At 73.1% G+C, this 17,413-nt stretch carries 16 protein-coding genes; 4 read left to right on the top strand and 12 right to left on the bottom strand.

Features of this window, described 5'->3' with window-relative positions:
- Positions 1 to 40: 40 nt before the first annotated feature.
- From ACFYXV_RS31025 to ACFYXV_RS31000, 6 genes are all read right to left on the bottom strand, one after another.
- Positions 41 to 796: a DUF1295 domain-containing protein gene (locus ACFYXV_RS31025; protein WP_389384731.1), complete on the bottom strand. Its 756-nt coding sequence runs from the start codon at positions 794 to 796 to the stop codon at positions 41 to 43.
- Between the two features lie 56 nt (positions 797 to 852).
- Positions 853 to 2,208, bottom strand: coding sequence for a class I SAM-dependent methyltransferase (locus ACFYXV_RS31020; protein ID WP_389384730.1), 1,356 nt, complete (start codon positions 2,206 to 2,208; stop codon positions 853 to 855).
- A gap of 17 nt (positions 2,209 to 2,225) precedes the next feature.
- The gene (locus ACFYXV_RS31015; protein ID WP_389384666.1) at positions 2,226 to 2,984 is read right to left on the bottom strand and encodes a DUF1365 domain-containing protein; all 759 of its coding nucleotides are present in this window, start codon (positions 2,982 to 2,984) and stop codon (positions 2,226 to 2,228) included.
- Complete coding sequence (locus tag ACFYXV_RS31010; protein ID WP_389384665.1) at positions 2,981 to 4,237, bottom strand: NAD(P)/FAD-dependent oxidoreductase; 1,257 nt, start codon at positions 4,235 to 4,237, stop codon at positions 2,981 to 2,983. The genes ACFYXV_RS31015 and ACFYXV_RS31010 overlap by 4 nt, the downstream gene beginning before the upstream one ends.
- A gap of 256 nt (positions 4,238 to 4,493) precedes the next feature.
- Positions 4,494 to 5,768: an FAD-dependent oxidoreductase gene (locus ACFYXV_RS31005; protein WP_389384664.1), complete on the bottom strand. Its 1,275-nt coding sequence runs from the start codon at positions 5,766 to 5,768 to the stop codon at positions 4,494 to 4,496.
- Positions 5,769 to 5,896: 128 nt separating this feature from the next.
- Positions 5,897 to 8,005, bottom strand: a complete 2,109-nt coding sequence (locus ACFYXV_RS31000) for an MMPL family transporter (protein WP_389384663.1) — start codon at positions 8,003 to 8,005, stop codon at positions 5,897 to 5,899.
- Between the two features lie 59 nt (positions 8,006 to 8,064).
- Here ACFYXV_RS31000 and ACFYXV_RS30995 point away from each other — a divergent pair, with 59 nt between their 5' ends.
- Both ACFYXV_RS30995 and ACFYXV_RS30990 read left to right on the top strand, forming a co-directional pair.
- Positions 8,065 to 8,619 (top strand): MarR family transcriptional regulator, encoded by a 555-nt coding sequence (locus tag ACFYXV_RS30995; protein ID WP_385462607.1) that lies wholly within the window; start codon positions 8,065 to 8,067, stop codon positions 8,617 to 8,619.
- 70 nt (positions 8,620 to 8,689) lie between these two features.
- Complete coding sequence (locus ACFYXV_RS30990) at positions 8,690 to 9,523, top strand: MBL fold metallo-hydrolase (protein ID WP_389384662.1); 834 nt, start codon at positions 8,690 to 8,692, stop codon at positions 9,521 to 9,523.
- Between the two features lie 68 nt (positions 9,524 to 9,591).
- Here the strand turns inward: ACFYXV_RS30990 and ACFYXV_RS30985 are convergent, their stop codons facing one another.
- Entirely contained in the window at positions 9,592 to 10,440 is an 849-nt protein-coding gene (locus tag ACFYXV_RS30985) for a helix-turn-helix transcriptional regulator (protein WP_385462613.1), read from the bottom strand.
- A gap of 138 nt (positions 10,441 to 10,578) precedes the next feature.
- On the opposite strand from ACFYXV_RS30985, the gene ACFYXV_RS30980 reads away from it, so the two are divergent.
- Positions 10,579 to 11,358, top strand: a complete 780-nt coding sequence (locus ACFYXV_RS30980) for an NAD(P)H-dependent oxidoreductase (RefSeq protein ID WP_389384661.1) — start codon at positions 10,579 to 10,581, stop codon at positions 11,356 to 11,358.
- A 251-nt stretch (positions 11,359 to 11,609) separates the two neighbouring features.
- Here ACFYXV_RS30980 and ACFYXV_RS30975 read toward each other — a convergent pair whose 3' ends face one another.
- From ACFYXV_RS30975 to ACFYXV_RS30965, 3 genes are all read right to left on the bottom strand, one after another.
- Complete coding sequence (locus ACFYXV_RS30975) at positions 11,610 to 12,128, bottom strand: hypothetical protein (protein ID WP_389384660.1); 519 nt, start codon at positions 12,126 to 12,128, stop codon at positions 11,610 to 11,612.
- A 128-nt stretch (positions 12,129 to 12,256) separates the two neighbouring features.
- Positions 12,257 to 13,222 carry an amidohydrolase family protein gene (locus ACFYXV_RS30970; RefSeq protein WP_389384659.1) on the bottom strand — a complete coding sequence of 322 codons (966 nt, stop codon included), beginning with the start codon at positions 13,220 to 13,222 and terminating at the stop codon, positions 12,257 to 12,259.
- A gap of 172 nt (positions 13,223 to 13,394) precedes the next feature.
- On the bottom strand, positions 13,395 to 14,705 hold the full coding sequence (locus ACFYXV_RS30965) for a serine/threonine-protein kinase (protein ID WP_389384658.1): 1,311 nt from the start codon (positions 14,703 to 14,705) through the stop codon (positions 13,395 to 13,397).
- 272 nt (positions 14,706 to 14,977) lie between these two features.
- On the opposite strand from ACFYXV_RS30965, the gene ACFYXV_RS30960 reads away from it, so the two are divergent.
- The gene (locus ACFYXV_RS30960; RefSeq protein ID WP_385462626.1) at positions 14,978 to 16,090 is read left to right on the top strand and encodes a C40 family peptidase; all 1,113 of its coding nucleotides are present in this window, start codon (positions 14,978 to 14,980) and stop codon (positions 16,088 to 16,090) included.
- Positions 16,091 to 16,278: 188 nt separating this feature from the next.
- Here the strand turns inward: ACFYXV_RS30960 and ACFYXV_RS30955 are convergent, their stop codons facing one another.
- Positions 16,279 to 16,698, bottom strand: a complete 420-nt coding sequence (locus ACFYXV_RS30955) for an SRPBCC family protein (RefSeq protein WP_383351136.1) — start codon at positions 16,696 to 16,698, stop codon at positions 16,279 to 16,281.
- Entirely contained in the window at positions 16,695 to 17,162 is a 468-nt protein-coding gene (locus ACFYXV_RS30950; RefSeq protein ID WP_385462630.1) for a MarR family winged helix-turn-helix transcriptional regulator, read from the bottom strand. The genes ACFYXV_RS30955 and ACFYXV_RS30950 overlap by 4 nt, the downstream gene beginning before the upstream one ends.
- Between the last annotated feature and the right edge of the window lie 251 nt (positions 17,163 to 17,413).

Raw genomic sequence — 17,413 nt, 5'->3', positions numbered from 1 at the left:
CCGGGGGGCGGGGGCGGCCGAGACCCGATCCTGGTCGTGGTCATCGGGTCCCGCGCGCGGCAGCGGCACCGCGTGGCGGGCGGGGCAGGAATCCGCCGGTACGGGCCTTGTAGTCGGCGTATCCGGGGCGGTCGGCCATATGGGCCTCCAGGAGTCGTTTGCCGCTGCCCCAGACGAGCAGCCCCGTCATGGCCAGCGGTGAGACGAGGGTGAGGGCCGCCGTCTGCCAGGTCGCGCACGCCGTCAGGTACAGGCCCCACCAGACGAGGAAGTCGCCGAAGTAGTTGGGGTGTCTGGTCCAGGCCCACAGGCCCCGGTCCATGATCCGGCCCCGGTTGGCGGGGTCGGACTTGAAGCGGGCGAGCTGGTGGTCGCCCACCGCCTCGAAGCCCAGGCCGGCCGCCCACAGCACGAGGCCGAGCACCATCGGGGCGTCGGGACCGCCCGGCAGGTAGGCGGCGGCTTGCACGGGCAGCGAGACGATCCAGACGAGGAGCCCCTGGAGGAGGTAGACCTTGCGCAGTGCGTACCAGGCGGGGCTGCCGGGAGCGCGGGCGAGCATCCTGGCGTAGCGGGGGTCCTCGCCGTGGCCGCGGGCACGGCGGGCGATGTGCAGCGCGAGCCGCAGCCCCCAGACGCAGGTGGCCGCCACGACGAGGAACCTGCGCAGTTCGTCCCCGTGACCCGCGGACAGGACCCAGGTGACGAGGGCGACGGCGGCGAAACCGACGCCCCAGGCGATGTCCACGATCCGATGGACCCCTGCGCGGAACGAGATCACGAAGAAGGCCACCATCACGGCGAGGGCCGCGCCGGCCGAGGCGGCGAGGTTGATCGTCAGCGCGCTCCAGTTCACCGCGCCCTCCCCGGTACGGCGCGGTCGGCCACCAGGCGGATCTGGCGCACGTCGAGGTAGTGCGCGCGGAACCCCGCCTCGGAGTAGGCCAGGTACAGCTCCCACATGCGCCGGAACACCCGGTCGAAGCCCAGTGCGGTGACGGCCTCCGACTGCCGCAGGAAACCCTCCCGCCACAGCCGCAGGGTTTCCGCGTAGTGGTCGCCGTACCCGGCGTCATCGGTGATGTGCAGGCCCGCGGCGGCGCTCTCCCGGGCGATGGCCTCCCGGGAGGGGATGAGCCCGCCGGGGAAGACGTACTTGCCGATCCAGGTGTGCGTGCGGGCCGTGTTCAGCATGCCCGCGTGCGGCATCGTGATGGCCTGCAGCGCCACGCTGCCCCCGGGTGCGAGCAGCCGGCGCAGCGCCGCGAAGTACACGGGCCAGTATTCGGCGCCGACCGCCTCGATCATCTCGACGCTGACGACCGCGTCGAAGCTGCCCCGGACCTGCCGGTAGTCGCTCAGCTCGACGGTGACCCGGTCGGTCAGTCCGGCGGCGGCGATCCGCCGTACGGCGAGGTCGCGCTGCTCGGCGGAGAGGGTCACGGTCAGGACCTCGGCGCCCCGGGCCGCGGCGCGCAGGGCGAGTTCGCCCCAGCCCGTGCCGATCTCCAGCAGGCGGGTGCCCGGACCGACACGGGCGAGGTCGAGGAGCCGGTCGATCTTGCGGTGCTGGGCGGCGGTGAGGTCGTCGTGCGCGGCGGGCAGCGCGGTGAAGACGGCCGAAGAGTAGGTCAGGCTCGGATCCAGGAACAGGGCGAACAGGTCGTTCGACAGGTCGTAGTGACGGCGGACGTTGTCGCGGGCCCCGTCCGGGGTGTTGCGTTCGAGGGCGGGACGCCGGTGGACCCAGGCGCCCCGGAGCCGGCGCAGGGGCGCGGGTACGAGGGCGTCCACGCGGGAGGCCAGGATCGTGAGTGCGGCGACGAGGTCGTCGGCGTCCCATTCGCCGGCCATGTACGACTCACCGAAGCCGATGAGGCCGTCGGCGCCGATCCGGCGGTGGAAGGCGGCCGGATCGTGCAGGAACAGTGTCGGAGCTCCGGGACCGCCGTCGCCGGGCGGGGAGGCCTCGGCGTGCTGCCGACCCCCCTGCCGGATCCGCAACGGGGTCTTGGCCAGGGCGTTCTCGACGATCCACCGGGCGGAGGCGGTCCGCAGGGCCGAGGAGCGGGGAAGGCGGGCGACATCGGGCCAGCGCCCCGGATCGACGGGCGCGGCGTCGGCGCGTACCCGCGTGCCTGGGCCCGGGCCTGGGCCTGCGCCAGCGCCAGCGGACGTACTGTCGCGGGTCGGGCACGCGGTTCGGATCGACGGCGGCGAGCTGGTCACAGCATGCCCTCTCGGGTCGGGTGTACGGGTCGGGGGCGGACGGGAAGCCCCTTGAGGCAGAGGCGTACGCCGTGCCAGCGGATGCCGAGGGTGACGGCGAGCGTCGACCAGGGGTGGCTGAGCGCCGCGGCCAGCAGCCCCGGCGCGCCGGCCGCGCGGCGGCGGCCGCGGACGGTGGCGGTCAGGGGGCGGCTGCCGTCCCCGTGCCGTAGCTGGACGCTGAGGTCGAGGCGCTCGCCCGGCAGTGGCAGGCGCATCCGGTAGGAGCCCTCGACGTCGAAGAACGGCGATACGTGGAACGTCTTGGCGGCGTCCGCCCGCCCGTTCGCGTCGGGCCGCAGCAGGTAGCAGTGGCGGCCGCCGTACGTGTTGTGCACCTCGGCGACCACGCACACCTGGCGCCCGGCGCGGTCGTGGCACCAGTACAGGGTCAGCGGGTTGAACACGTGGTGGAACACCCTGGCGTGCGCGAGCATCATCACGCGTCCGCCGGCGTCCGTCACCCCCTGCCGCGCCAGGAAGGCGTCCAGTCCGGCCCGGATGGTGGGAGCCCGGCCGCCGAAGTGATCGCGGGCGTCGAAGCGGGCGAGGGGGCGCAGGAAACGGGGCAGGCGCGGCAGGTCGTCGAGGTCGACCAGCCACAGGTAGGTGCGCCGGCGCAGGGAGTGGCGCACCGGCACGGTGCGGACGTGGGTGACCTCGCAGGCATAGATCGAGGGGGTCACGGGCGCGGGGGTCACGGGCGCGGGGGTCACCAGTTCACCCCCAGAGCCCGGGCCGCTTCGACTCCGGAGCGGCAGCCGTCCTCGTGGAACCCCCAGCCGTGGTAGGCGCCGGCGAACGCCGTCACCGAGGTGGTGAGGCCGGGCAGTTCGCGCTGCGCGGCGACGGAGCGGTGCGTGTGGACCGGGTGTTCGTAGACCGTGCGGGCGATGACCGTTCCTTCGTCGACGCGGCCGTCCTCGTTGAGGGTGACGATGTGCGGCTCGTCCCCGGCGAGCCTCTGCAGGCGGTTCATGTCGTAGCTGACCTGCACCGTCCCGGGGCGGGAGCGGCACGAAGGCAGCCAGTAGTTCCAGCCCGCGCGGGCGTGCGGCAGAGCGGGCAGCACCGAGGCGTCCCGGTGCAGGACGGTCGGGTTGCGGGTGTACGTGAACGCCCCGAGGATCCTGCGTTCGGCGGGCGTGGCGTCCGCGAGGAGGCGCAGGGCCTGATCGGGGTGGACGGCGATCACGACGGCGGCGTGGTCGGCGCTCTCACCGTCGCCGGTCGTCACCCGTACGCGGTCCGTACCGCGCACGACCGCCCGGACGGGGGTGGTCGTCCGCACGGAGAACAGCGTCTTGGCGATCTTCTCGACGTAGGCGGAGGAGCCGCCGGTGACCGTCTTCCACTGCGGGGAGCCGGTGACGGACAGCAGGCCGTGGTGGTCCAGGAACCGGAACAGGTAGGCCGCGGGGTGGCGCAGCGCCGTGTCCGGCGGACAGGACCAGACCGCGGAGACGAGGGGAAGTGCGAAGTGCCCCGCGAAGTACGCGGTGAAGCCTGCGCGTTGGAGGAAGGAGCCGAGGGTGGCCGTCTCGTCGCCGGAGGCGAGGAGGCGACGGGCGGCCCGGTGGAAGCGCGGCACCTCGGCGAGCATCCGCAGGTACCGGCCGCGCCGGAGGTTGCCGCCGCCGAGCAGACCGTACGGCCCGCGGGCGCCGGCGTAGGCGAGGCCGCAGCCGTCGCAGCGGACGGACATGCTCATCTCGGCGTCCTGCGTGGCCACGTCCAGCTCCCTGAACAGCCGGAGCAGGTACGGGTACGTACGCTCGTTGTGGACGATGAACCCGGTGTCCACGCCGATGGTGCCGCCCCCGCGGGCGGGTAGCCGATGGGTGTGGGCGTGGCCCCCGAGCCGGTCGTCCGCCTCGTACAGAACCACGTCGTGGCCGCGCGAGAGCACGTACGCGGCCGACAGGCCGGCCACACCCGCTCCCACGACGGCGATGCTGCGCCCACTCATGGTCTCCCTCTCGCGCTCGGCGGAACCCGCGTGCTCCCCCGCGCCCTTCGGGTTCCGATTCGGTGCCGACGCCTTCCCGGATGGGCCGGGCCGCTCGGTCGGGTCCGGCCGTCCGAGCGTGCGCCGGTCGGAGCCCGCGCCTCAAGTCGCACCGGTTCTGCATCGAATCAGGGGGCCGGTCGTGAGCCGGTCGTGACGGCGGGCGCGCCGAGGCGTTCCGGGCCTTCGGCGGGCGTGACGGGCCGGGAGGCGGGCGTCAGGCGCCGCGGCGAGGCTGCGTACGCGTACCCGCGCGCAGATCCGTCAGGACCTCCCGGGCGGCGCGGGCCCCGGAGGCCATGGCTCCCTGCAGGGAGCCGGTCGCCCGGTGGTCACCGCACACGTAGCGGCCCGGGGAGAAGCGGGTGCTCCGCGAGAGCGGCCAGGGCGGGGTCATGGCCGGGAGGGCGTCGCGGACCGTGACCCGGTGAACGGCTTCCCAGCTCCCGGTGTCGGCACCGTACACGTGGCCGAGAGCCACGCGCACGGCCGCCTCGTCCGCCGGCCCGGGCGCGCCGAGTACGGAGGTCGACACCAGTGCCCGCCCGTCGACGGAGTAGCCGGGATGGACTTCGGTGAGCACGCAGGTGTTCAGGAACCGCCGGCCGCCGTCGACCACCAGCGTGGGCTCGGCCAGCGGCGAACGCCCGGCGGCGTGATAGAGGGTCGTGACGGTTCGAGCCCGCGGTACGGCCAGTCCGGGGAGCAGCCGGGCGGCGGCGCTCTGCCCGGTGGCGACGACGACCGCGGCGGCCGCCAGGTCGGCCCCGTCCGCCAGGAGGACGCCGTCCGGCGTCAGGGAGGCGACGGGTGTGGCGGTGCGCACCACGGAGCCGGGAAGGGCGTCGGCGAGCTGGGCGGGGATGGCGCCCATGCCGTCGGCCGGCAGGCAGGCGGTGCCGCGCAGCATCGAGCGCCACACGAGGTGGAAGAAGCGCGCGGAGGTCTCCAGTTCGTCCTCCAGGAAGACCCCGGACAGGAAGGGCCGGAAGAAGGTCTCCACGAAGGCCGGCGAGAAACCGGCGTCGGCCAGCGCGGTGAGCGTGGTGCCGTCCTGCCGGCCCCGCAACCGCGCGGCGGGCGCCAGCATGTCGCGGGCCGACAGCACGCCCAGCGCCGCGAGGTCGCGGGCCGGGGCCAGGCGGCCCGGCAGGAGGTCGCGGCTGTCCCGGAGCCGGCGGGTGGGGTCGGTGAACCGGCGCAGGCCGTCGCCGGTGTGCACCAGCACCCCCGGAGTGAAGGGCCGTAGCTTCAGGGCCCGCAGCTTCAGGCGGCGTTTGACCTGCGGGTAGGCGGTGTTGAGGACCTGGAACCCGCGGTCCGTCGTGAAACCTCGGACGCGGTCGGTCGCCACCCTGCCACCGGGGGTGTCCGCCGCCTCCAGCAGGCTCACCCGTACTCCGGCTGCGAGGAGGTCGGCCGCGCAGGCCAGTCCCGCGACGCCCGCGCCGATGACCACCACGTCCGCGTCCCTGCCGTCGGGCTTCCGCATGGCCTTGGTCGCTCCTTGCCGAACGGGGTGGTTCGCGGGCTCGCCACGCTACGCCAGTCCCCTGCCGGCACCGGGCACGGCGCGCCCACCGGGCCGGTGGGCGTGCCGTGCCCGGTGGCACGGCGCGGTCACGGCCGCGCGGTCTCGGGGCGGCCGGGCCACCAGAAGCGGCGCCCGGTGAGGAGGACGAGGGCGGGGACGAGGACGGTGCGTACGAGGAGCGTGTCGAGGAGGACGCCGATGCCGACGATCACGCCGATCTGGGTGAGGGTGATGAGGGGCAGGACGCCGAGGACGGCGAAGACGGCGGCGAGGAGGATGCCGGCGCTGGTGATGACGCCGCCGGTCGAGGCGAGGGCGCGCAGGACGGCCCGGCGGGTGTCGTGGCCCGCGAGGGTGTCTTCGCGGGTGCGGGCGATGAGGAAGATGTTGTAGTCCACGCCGAGCGCGACCAGGAACAGGAACGACAGGAGCGCCACGTTGGTGTCGAGGGCCGGGAAGTCGTAGACGGTACGGAAGAGGATCCAGCCGGCTCCGAGGGCGGCGAAGTACGAGGTGATGACGGTCGCGACGAGCAGCAGCGGGGCGACGAGCGCCCGCAGCAGGGCGACCAGGACGAGGAAGACGATGGCCAGGACGAGCGGGACGACGACCCTGGTGTCGCGGGCGTTGGCCGTCGCGGTGTCGTACGCCTCGGCGGTCTGGCCCCCCACGAGGGCGTCGGCGCCCGGCACGGCGGCGATGGTGTCGCGCAGGCGCTCGATGGCCTGGTCGGAGGCGTCGGTGCCGGGCGCCGCGGTCAGGACGACGTCCGCCCGGGCGTAGCGGGCGGTGGCGGGGCCGGCGGTCACGGAGGCGACTCCGGGGACGTGGCGGGCGGCGTCGGCCACCTGGTCGCGGCTGCCGGGCGAGGAGACGAGGGTGAGGGGGGCGGCGGCCCCGGCGGACTGGACGGACGCGAGGGTGCGCTGTCCCAGGACGGCTTCGGGCGTCTTGCGGAAGGAGTCGTCCTGGGCGAGTCCGGTGCGCAGGGCGAGCGTGCCGGAGGCGAGGGCGAGGAGTACGGCGGTCCCGGCGAGGGCCACGTGTGCGGGCCGCTTGGCGACGGACTGTCCGATACGGGACCACAGGCCGCCGCGGTCGGCGGTGACGGGGTCTCCGGTCCTGGGGATCAGGGGCCAGAAGAGCCATCGTCCCGGCAGGACGAGGGCCGCGGGCAGCACGACGAGGCCGAAGAGCATCGCGGTCAGGATGCCGACCGCGCCGGCGAAGCCCAGGCCCCGGTTTCCGGTGAGCTGGGCCGTCAGCAGGGTCAGCAGGCTGAGGACCACGGTGGTGCCGCTGGCCAGGACCGCGGGCGCGGTACCGCGCCAGGCGCGGGCCATGGCGGTGAAGCGGTCGTCGGTGAGGTGGAGTTCGTCGCGGTAGCGGGAGACCAGCAGCAGGGCGTAGTTGGTGCCCGCTCCGAAGACCAGGACGGAGAGGATGCCCGCGGCGGAGGCGTCGACCTCGACTCCCGCGTGGGGGGCGAGGACGCCGACCAGGATGCCGGCCACGCGGTCGCCGGCACCCACGACGAGGAGGGGTACGAGCCACAGGACGGGGCTGCGATAGGTGACCAGGAGGAGCACGGCGACCACCGAGGCCGTGGCGAGGAGCAGGTTTCCGTCGGCTCCGTCGAACACCTTGGCGATGTCCGCGCGGAACGCCGGCCCGCCGGTGACCTGCGCCTGGAGCGGGGTGGCGAGCCCGTCGGAGGCGGTCCTGCGGATCCGGTCGACCGTCGCGGAGTTCTCGCTGTCGCCCGCGCCCGTGGGCAGCAGGACGGCGACGGTGGCTACCCGGCGGTCCACCCACTGCGGGCGGGCCGCCTGCGGGAGGAGTCCCAACGCTCCCAGCCGTGCGGAGCGTTCGGTGATGAGCCGCTGCTGGGCTTCGCCGAGAGGAGCGCCGTCCTTGTTGCTGTAGACCACGATCGCGGGGGCGGCCGCACCCTCGGGAAAGGATCTGAGGGCCTCTGCCGCCCTGGCCGACTGCGCGGTGGCCGGCAGGGACGTCCCGGTCGCCTCGGTGGTCGTGGCGTCGCCGGGGCCCAGAGCGAAGGCCGCCGCCAGCCCGATCACGGTCAGCAGCAGGACGAGCCAGGCGGTGCGGCGAGGGCTCTCCGGCCCGCCTCGGGCTCCGTCCGGGGCGGCGGGAGCTGGTCGCGGGGGACGGCCGGTCTGCGCACGGGACACGGGAACGCACTCTTTTCGTTAAGTAGCTTAGCGATTTCCACCGTGGCAGAATCCTGGCCATGGCGCAACACCTCCCTGAGACCACAGGGGCATCCCACTCCTCCGGGGGACACCCGCCGGCGCGGCCGGGCGGCGCGCCGGCGGGCGATGAGCTGTCCGAGGCCCTGCGGAAGGTCCTGACCCTCACCCAACTGGCACGGGGCGTACTGGCCGAACGCCTCGAGATGCCGCTGACCAACGTCGAGGCGGTCGAGCACGTGGTGATGGCGAAGGCCGCCGGAGAGCCGATCGGCCCCGTGGAGCTGTCGCGCAGGCTCGGGGTCACCAGCGCCGCCGGCACCCAGTCGGTGAACCGCCTGGTCGCCGAGGGACACCTCACCCGCGATCCGCACCCCCGCGACCGGCGCCGCCAGGTCCTCGACGTCACCGACAGCGGCCTCGAACACGTGATGGGCGAACTCGCCCCTCTCCTGTCACTCATCCACGAGGCCGGGCGCGACCTCGAAGACGACGAACGGGCCGCCGCGTCCCGCTACCTGCACAAGGTGGCGGAGGCCTGCCTCGCCTACCTGGATCCCCCAGTCGAAGGCCTGCCGACGGAGGGGGCGGACTGACCGGCTCGCTCCCACGCGCCACGCCGAGGGGTAGGTTGGACGGGTGATCGACTTTCTCAGGGGTGCCCCGGTGTCCGGCAGTCTCGACGTCGACTGGCACGCGGGCTGGCCCTCCCCGAAACACGACCCGGCCCCGGAGATCCAGGTCCACGCCTACTCCGAACACACGGTGCTGCTGCGCCAGAACAAGTCCGTGCACTACGAAGCCCCGTTCCTCTTCCTCCTCTTCGGCAACGACCGGGCGCTGCTCCTCGACACGGGCGCCTGTGCCGACCCGGCCCACTTCCCCCTGCGGGAAACGGTCGACGGGCTCGTCTCGGACTGGCTGGAACGCCATCCGAGGCCCGCGTACTCGCTGCTGATCGCCCACACCCACGGACACGGTGACCACACCGCGGCGGACACCCAGTTCGCGGACCGGCCCCTCACCCAGGTCGTGGGACCGGAACTGGAAGAGGTCACGGCGGCGTTCGGCCTCACCGACTGGCCGCACCGCGTCGGCACGCTCGACCTGGGCGGCCGCGTCCTCGACCTGGTCCCCGGACCCGGCCACCAGCGGGCCGCCGTGGTCTTCCACGACCGCCACACCGGTCTCCTGCTGACCGGCGACTCCCTCTACCCCGGGCGGCTCTACATCGAGGACCGGACCGCCTACTCGGCCACCGTGGACCGCCTGCTGGACTTCTGCGCCACCCGGCCCGTCCGTCATGTACTCGGCTGTCACATCGAGATGACCACCACGGCCGGCGAGGACTACCCCCGCGGCACCACGTACCAGCCCGACGAACCGCCGCTCCAGCTCACCACGGACCATCTGCGCACCCTGCGCGCAGCCCTCGACGAGACGGCCGGCCGGCACGGAAGCCATCCCTACGGGGAGTTCATCCTCGTGTACCGGGACTGACCGGCCACAACCGGCTCCGGGTGACGACTGCCCCGGCTCGGGCGCACGCGCGGCCTGCGGCCCGGCCGTTACCCGCCGATCCGGGCGGCGACTTCCGACTCCCCGGCACCGCCTTCCGTTTCCAGGCCCGCGAGCAGGCGCAGCCCGTCCTCGGCGGGGCTGCCCGGGGCGGCCGACAGCACCACCAGCTCCCTGCCCGACTCGTCCGGCAGGGCGAAGTTCTCCTGGTGCAGTTCGAGCGGTCCGATCAGCGGGTGGCGGTACGCCTTGGGCCCATGGGTGCGGGCGCGTACGTCCGCACGGGCCCAGAGGAGGCGGAAGCGCTCGCTGCCCATCGCCAGTTCGCCGATCAGCGAGGCGAGGCGGGGGTCCTCGGGGTGCTTTCCGGCGGCCAGGCGCAGGTGTCCGACCACGTCGAGCGTGCACCTCTCCCATTGCGCGTAGAGGCCGTGTTCGGCCTCCTCAAGGAAGAGGTGCCGGGCGGTGTTCAGGCCCGGCACCGGCCGGCCGAAGAGCAACCGGGCGAGGCGGTTCCCGGCGAGCACGTCCATGCGGTGGTCCATGATCAGCGCGGGTGCGCCGGTGACCAGGCCGAGAACGCGCAGCAGCTCCGGCCGGATGCGCCCGCCCGGCGCCTTCGCCCGGCGGCGGCACTGGCGGGCGAGCCGGTCGAGGTGCCCGCGTTCGGTCTCGTCGAGGCCGAGGACGCGGGCGAGCGCGTCCAGGACCTGCTCGGAGGGCTGGGTCGCGCGCCCCTGTTCCAGGCGTACGTAGTAGTCGACGCTGACGCCGGACAGGTGCGCGACCTCTTCGCGGCGCAGCCCGTCGACCCGGCGGCGGCTGTCGACGGGGATGCCGACGGCTGCCGGGTCGACCCTGGACCGCCGCGTCCGCAGGTAGCCCGCAAGATCGTCCATGCCCCCAGTATGGGGTGGGCGGAGCCCGCGAAGGTGGCCCTGTCAGTACCAGGAACTCCCGTCCTACGGCAGAGGCGTCCCTGAACGCGGGGCGCCGCGGAGCCCAGGATCGAAGGCATCCGATCCGAAGGAGTTCCGATGAAGACGCTGATCGTCCACGCCCACCCCGAGCCTGACTCGCTCAACGGTTCGCTGAAGGACCTGGCGGTGGCCACACTGGAGAAGGCCGGGCACGAGGTACGGGTGAGCGACTTGTACGCGATGGGCTGGAAGGCGGTCGTGGACGCCTCGGACTACGGCCCCCACGCGTCGAGTCCGCTCAAGGTCGCCCGGGACTCGGGCCGGGCCTTCGACGCCGGGACGCTCACCCCGGACGTCCTCGCCGAGCAGGCGAAGCTGCTGTGGGCCGACACGATCGTCTTCCAGTTCCCGCTGTGGTGGTACACGATGCCCGCGATCCTCAAGGGCTGGGTCGACCGGGTATTCACCTACCGCTTCGCCTACGGCGTGGGCGAGCACAGCGACACGCAGTACGGCGAACGCTTCGGCGAAGGCACGCTCGCGGGCAGGAGGGCGCTGCTGTCGGTGACCGTCGGCGGCCCCGAGTCGCACTACGGCCCCCGCGGGATCAACGGCCCCATCGACGACCGGCTGTTCCCGATCCATCACGGCATCCTCTACTACCCGGGCATCGAGGTGCTGCCCCCGTTCGTGCTGTACGGCGCGGACGGCCTGACCGGCGCCGACTACCCGGACGTCGCCGCAGCCTGGGAACGGCGCCTGCTGGCGCTGGAGTCGACCGAGCCGATCGCGTTCCGGCGGCAGAACTCCGGTGACTACGAGATCCCCTCGCTGCACCTGAGGCGGGGACTGGAGCCGGCGGGCCGCACGGGCTTCGCGCTGCACGTGCACGGCTGACCCGCCGGGCGGAACCGCTGGCTACCGGCTGCCGGCTGCCGTGCGGCACGGTCAGGCCGTCGGCGGGGCGGGAGAAGGCGGGGGCGAAGGTGAACCCCCGCGCGGAAGGCCCGTGCGCCCGAAGGTGGGCGGTACGCGGGCAGCGGCACCGACCGCTCGGTCCGAGCCCGCGTGTACACCTCGGCGGGGCGGCCCGCGCCCGGCCCCGGGCGGCCCGTCAGGCGACGGCTGCCGCTCTCCGCACCGGTGGTTCAGTTGCCGGTCGGGACGGGTGCCGGACCGTCCTTTCGCATCGGGTTCCAGCAGTCGAACATCACCTGTCCGCTCCGCTTGTCGTAGTAGAAGGACCCCGAGTAGAGGTCCTCGGTGATGTCCTTGTTGACCCGGTCGCTCATCATCCACTCGGCTTGCTCCGGCAGGAGCTTCGCGATCTCCGGCGGCACGTTCTCGGGTACGACGGTCCGGAACCCCAGTTCGGGATTGTCCAGGTCCTTCAGCACGGCCTGGTCGTCCACGGCGTTGAGCACGCCCACGAGGCGGATCTCGTTCTGCGAGGGCAGCCACCGGGAGGGCTTGTCCGGGTCGATCCCGCACCACGACGTGGATTCAAGCTGCCTGAACGACGGGAACCGCGAGGTGATCTGGTCGAGTTCGTGCCGTACCTCGCAGGCCCCGGCCTCGTCGCTCCCGCCCGTCGTGCAGGACGACACCGTGACCGCGGTCAGCAGCGCCGCCGTGGCGGCGCCCCGGAACGGCATCCGTGCCGTCATCGCCCGCTCCCTCCCCCTCCAGAACGTTCGCGTCGAGGATGCTACCCCCGGTCCTGGTCCGGGTGGCGCTCCCGGTGGGCAGTCCCGGCCTTGCGCGGCTGCCCGCGGGAGCGATACCGGGCGTGTCCTCAGGCGGTGAGCCGGGCGGCCAGGGCGGGCAGCAGCCGAAGGGCGTTGGTGCGGCCGATCTCGGCGCGCTGGGCGTCCGTCCAGCCGTCGAACTCGGCGAAGCCGTTGGTGTTCTCGGTGGTGTGGGCGGCGGGCATGAAGGGGTAGTCGCTGCCGTAGAGGATGTGGTCCGTGCCCGTGAGGCGGGTCAGGGCAGGGAGCGCGAACTCGTTGGCGGACATCGCGATGTCGAAGTGGAGACGGCCGAGGGTGCCGATGACGTCCTCCGGGGCGCGGTCCTGGAGGTAGGCGCCGATGGTGGCGCCGTAGGTGAGGCGGCGCGCCAGGAAGGGGAGGGTGCCGCCGGCGTGCGAGAGGATCATCCGCAGGTCGGGCAGGCGGTCCAGGACACCGTTGAAGAGCAGGCTGGCCGCGGTGCGGGTGGTCTCGAAGGTGAACTCGTAGAGGGAGACCGGCAGGTCGAACGTGGCCAGGTCGCGGCTCGGCGGGGCGGCCGGGTGGACGTGGACCGCCGCGCCGCGCTCGGCGATCTCCGCGAAGAGGGGCTCGAACTCGGGGTCGCCGAGGTAGCGGTGGCCGTACGAGGTCAGGACGCCGACGCCGTCGAGGCCGAGCTCGTCGAGCGCGTAGCGGAGCTCCTCGCGCGCGGCGGCCACGTCGGGGAGGGGCAGGATCGCGAAGGCGCCGAAGCGGGTGGGGTGCTCGCGGACCAGCTCGGCGAAGTACTCGTTGACGCGGCGGGCCAGCTTCGAGGCGTCCGGTCCGTCGAGGAAGGTGACACCGGGGGCGGTGACGGACAGGACCGCGGCGGCGATGCCGTGGGCGTCCATGACCTCCAGGCTCTGCTCGGGGGTCCACGTCGGGTAGTCCACGCCGGGGATGGCCTTCCGGTCGCCGAGGGCCTCGGCGTAGAAGGGCGGGATGGCGTGGTGGTGGACGTCGATCAGACCGGTGGGTGCGGACATGCGGAGGCTCCTGGCGTGAGGACGGGTACCGGCGAAGCCTTCGCCGTTCGACGGGCTTCGCGTGGACCATAAGGCCGCGCGGGGCGGCCGCCCTCGGGGCACGGCCTTCACCTGTCAACTCCGGAGCGGCGCGCTCACGACGCGTCACCTCACGGACCGCCGCCCCGTCCCGTCACCGCGGACGGCTGCCCGGTACCTGCCACCACAGGAGCCACGCGCCGGTGGCGAAGATCAGCATGCTGATGGCGGTCAGCCCGGGGCTCCAGGAGGTTCCCAGGTCCGTCAGACCCGCTCCGGAGGCGAGGAGTCGCTGAAGGAGGAGCCACAGTACGGAATCGGCCACGACGAGCGCGGGCAGGACCCACCCGGGGTGCCAGCGGGGGCGGGGCAGGGCATGGCCGAGTGAGAACAGGATCAGGACGACCAGGGTCGGGATGTTGAAGGCCTTGAGGTAGTGCTCCATGAAGTTCCACGGGAGCAGGGTTCCGATCAGCAGCAACAGGGCGAAGCAGCCGCCGAAACGGATCAGCCGGGCGCGGGACGGGCCGGGCGACGACGGACCGGGGGACGATGGACCCGGCGACGATGGACCGGGTGACGATGGCGCGTCCACCGGGCCGTTCGTCGGGAGGTCCGCCGGGACGTCCACCGGGCCGGACCGGCCTCCGTGTGCCAGCCGCTCCAGCTCGGCCAGGGCCGCCTCCGCCGTGGCCCGGCGAGCCGGTTCCTTGGTCAGGAGGGCGGCCAGCAGCGGCGCCAGCGCGCCGGCCCGCAGCGCCGGGCGCGGGTCCTCGGTCGCCACGGCGATGCACAGCGCGCTGAACGTCTCGCCGCTGAACGGTGCTTCGCCCTCCACGGCGGCGTAGAGCGTGGCCCCGAGGGCCCACAGGTCGTTGGCCGGGGACGGCGGCCGTCCGAGTAGTTGCTCGGGCGCCATGAAGGCGGGAGTGCCCATGACCGTGCCGGTCCGGGTCAACGCCGTGGTGGCGTCGGCCATGTGCGCGATGCCGAAGTCGGTGATGATCACCCGGTCGTCCATCAGCAGGACGTTGTCGGGCTTGAGGTCCCGGTGGACGATCCCGGCCTCGTGGGCCCTGCGCAGCGCCTTGAGCATCGCCAGGCCGATCCCGGCGGTCTGCGGCACCGGCAGCGGTCCGTTCCGCGTGAGGGCGGTGCCGAGGGAGACGCCGACGACGTACTCCATGACGATCACGGGCGCGCCCGCGTGCTCGACCACGTCGTGCACGGTGATGATCCCCGGGTGGTTGAGGCGGGCGCTGGCGCGGGCCTCGCGGAGCACCCGCTGTACGAGCTCGTCGCGTTCGGCGTCCGACACGCCCTGCGGGAGCAGGACCTCCTTGACCGCGACCTCACGGCCCAGCGTCTCGTCGCGCCCGCGCCAGACCCGGCCCATGCCGCCTTGGCCTATCAGTTCCAGGAGCCGGTATCGGCCCCCGATCGTCTCCCCGCCCGTAGCGTTCACGGGGATCACCATAGGCCGGGAGCGGGTGGCTCCGAGGCAACTACGGTTACCGTCCGGTCGACTTGGGCAACCGGAACGCGATCGGACCTGACGCCCGCCGGCGACCGGCGCGCGGGCCCGCCCCGCCGCCGCACTCCGGTCCCGTCGCGGACCGCGCCACCTCATCGGCGGCGGATGCGGATCGGACCGCGAGCCGCCGCCGGATCGACGCGGCGGCCGGCCGGTCGGCGCGGCGGGGTTCACGGCCGCGCCGCCCTGGACAGGATCGACGCATGTATTCCGTGAAGACCGTCCTGACGGCCACCACCGCGATGCTCCTCGCCCTCGCCGCTCCGGCCGCAGCGGCTCCCGCGGCTCCCACCGCCGCGGACCTCCCCTCCTCGTCCGCTGCCGCCCGCCCCTGCCGCGCCGCCCCGACCTGCTACGTCGATGTGACGGTCGCCCAGGTCTGGGTGAGCCCCGAACAGGTCCGCCCCGTGGACGCTCCGGCGACCACCGATCCCGCGGACATCCGGGGCTGGCTGGCCGGCATGTCCCTGGACGAGCGGCGCGACGTCGCCGGGGAGACGCAGGCTCTCCACGGCACCCGCGTGACCGTCGACCGCACCGAGTGGCAGGGCGGTCTGCTCTGGGACCACGTATGGGTGCACGGCCAGCCCACGCCCAGGGACCAGGCGGGGCTGGGCGCCTACCCCGGCTGGATTCCCGACCGCCAGCTGACCTCGGAACACCGGCGCGCGCCCGGCGGTACGCACGAGGAGCGCGTCGCCCGCCCCACGGCCCGGGGCTACGCCACCGCCAAGGCCGCGCGGGCAGGCGGCGAGTCGGGGCAGGCGGGCGAGTACTCGTACAACACCGCCTTCCCGGTGAAGGCCGGTCCGCTGCCCGGAGTCGTCACGGCCTACTCCCCCAGCGGTGGCCGGCTGTTCTTCCGGGCCGGCGACCTGGCGAGGGTGCCGGCCGCACCGAGCGGCGCGGACGTGGTCGCCGCCGCACGCGCCTTCCTCGGTCTGCCCTACCTGTGGTCGGGAACCTCCGGCTTCGGCTACGACTGCTCCGGTCTCACCGGCCAGGTGTACTCCGCGCTCGGCGTGACGATTCCCCGGGACGCCCAGCCGCAGTTCGACGCGGGCGGCGGGCAGGTTCCCGCCGGTTCGGCCGCCGGAGTGCGGATCACCGGTACGCAGGACCTCAGGCCCGGCGACATCGTCGCCTTCCGCCCCGCCACCGGCACCGAGGTCACGCACGTCGGCATCTACACGGGGACCAGGAACGGCGAACCGATGATGATCAACTCGCCTCGTACGGGGGACCCGGTCCGGGAGGAGCCCATCGGCTCCACCGGCCGCGTCTACGTGGGCGCCACCCGGTTCCTGGCCCGCTGACGCGGCGTAGTGGCGCGGAGCACTGACGCGGAACCGGCGCGGAAAAGGGGGAAGGAGGTCCTTCCGGACCTCCTTCCCCTCCCGTCCCGAGGGCCGCGAGCGACCCTCGACCGCGCCGCGGGGACGGTCGGACTCCCCGTCTCACCTTCGTGGAGAGGCCATCCGCCGACGGGGCGCGTGCGGTGTGATCACACGCCGGTTTCCAGGATCTTCTTCAACTGTGCGAGTTCGATGTCGACGAGCGCGATCTGCTCGTCGAAGAAGGCGTCGGTGAACGTCGGCGGCTGGAAGAAGGTCATCATGAACTCGGAGCCGTTGCCGTTGGGCACGACGCGGGCCGGAACCTGCCAGGCAGCCTGTTCGTCGAGGTAGTCGTGGTCGAGGATTCCCAGCTCGGCGTTGCCGCGGATGCGCAGCCTGGCCGGTCCTCGGGGCGTGGTCATCAGCCACCAGCCCTCCTCGGGGGCGGGTTCGATCGCCTGGATGTTGACCACGGCCCAGGCGGGCCAGTTGGCGGCGTCGGCGAGGTGGGCGAAGACTTCGGCGACCGGCCGGTCGATGGTGACGGTCTTGGTGACCGAACGGGCGGGGGTGTCGGCGTTGCTCATGATGGAACCTTCGGTGTGTCGGTGGAATCCGGGCGGCCCTCGTCGATCAGGCGTTTCACCCAACCCTCCAGCTGCTGTCGCTGGCCGGGTTCCAGGGCGGAGAAGAAGTGGGCGTCGTTGGCATCCGCGATCTCCGCGAGGCGGGGGACGAGATCACGCCCGGTGGGGGTGAGTGTCAGCCGCAGGCTGCGACGGGATGCGGGGTCCGGTTCGCGCGTCATCAAACCCTTGGCGACCAGGCGGTCGACCAGGCGCGAGACGGCTCCGGCGTCGACGTTGATGTACCGGCCCACTTCCCGGGTGGTTACGGCGTCGCCGCGGTGGACGGTGATCAGGACCGCCCACTGGGCGACCGTCACGTCGTACGAGGCGAGCTGCTGCTCGAACCGGCCGTGCACCTCGTCGGAGAGACGCCGGATCCAGTAGCCGAGGTGGTCACGCAGACCGCTGGAAGATGCTGTCACTCGTCCAGGATCGATGACTAGGCAATCGTTGTCAAGGCATCAATCGAGCCCCGGCGCTCCCGGAGCTTCACCGCGGACTCCGAGTCCTGACCGTTCGCGCCAGAGCCGGCCCCTGTCCGGACGGGCTTCTTCGTGACCATGTTCCACCTTGATCGTTGGCCGGCCATGACTGCCGTCGGGCGCTTTGCCCGGCCCGCCAGCCTGGACGACACCCCTCTGCCGGCATACCGCCAGAACCGACTACGACGCCC

The organism is Streptomyces sp. NPDC002181 (assembly GCF_042890485.1).
Taxonomy (GTDB): Bacteria; Actinomycetota; Actinomycetes; order Streptomycetales; family Streptomycetaceae; genus Streptomyces.
This window is presented reverse-complemented; position numbering and strand designations above follow the sequence as displayed.

Coding starts and splice junctions, on each gene's coding strand:
- ACFYXV_RS30975 (WP_389384660.1), bottom strand. CDS start 12,128: ATGACGGCACGGATGCCGTTCCGGGGCGCCGCCACGGCGGCGCTGCTG.
- ACFYXV_RS31010 (WP_389384665.1), bottom strand. CDS start 4,237: ATGAGTGGGCGCAGCATCGCCGTCGTGGGAGCGGGTGTGGCCGGCCTG.
- ACFYXV_RS31025 (WP_389384731.1), bottom strand. CDS start 796: ATGGTGGCCTTCTTCGTGATCTCGTTCCGCGCAGGGGTCCATCGGATC.
- ACFYXV_RS30995 (WP_385462607.1), top strand. CDS start 8,065: ATGGCGCAACACCTCCCTGAGACCACAGGGGCATCCCACTCCTCCGGG.
- ACFYXV_RS30960 (WP_385462626.1), top strand. CDS start 14,978: ATGTATTCCGTGAAGACCGTCCTGACGGCCACCACCGCGATGCTCCTC.
- ACFYXV_RS31005 (WP_389384664.1), bottom strand. CDS start 5,768: ATGCGGAAGCCCGACGGCAGGGACGCGGACGTGGTGGTCATCGGCGCG.
- ACFYXV_RS30985 (WP_385462613.1), bottom strand. CDS start 10,440: ATGGACGATCTTGCGGGCTACCTGCGGACGCGGCGGTCCAGGGTCGAC.
- ACFYXV_RS30970 (WP_389384659.1), bottom strand. CDS start 13,222: ATGTCCGCACCCACCGGTCTGATCGACGTCCACCACCACGCCATCCCG.
- ACFYXV_RS30980 (WP_389384661.1), top strand. CDS start 10,579: ATGAAGACGCTGATCGTCCACGCCCACCCCGAGCCTGACTCGCTCAAC.
- ACFYXV_RS30955 (WP_383351136.1), bottom strand. CDS start 16,698: ATGAGCAACGCCGACACCCCCGCCCGTTCGGTCACCAAGACCGTCACC.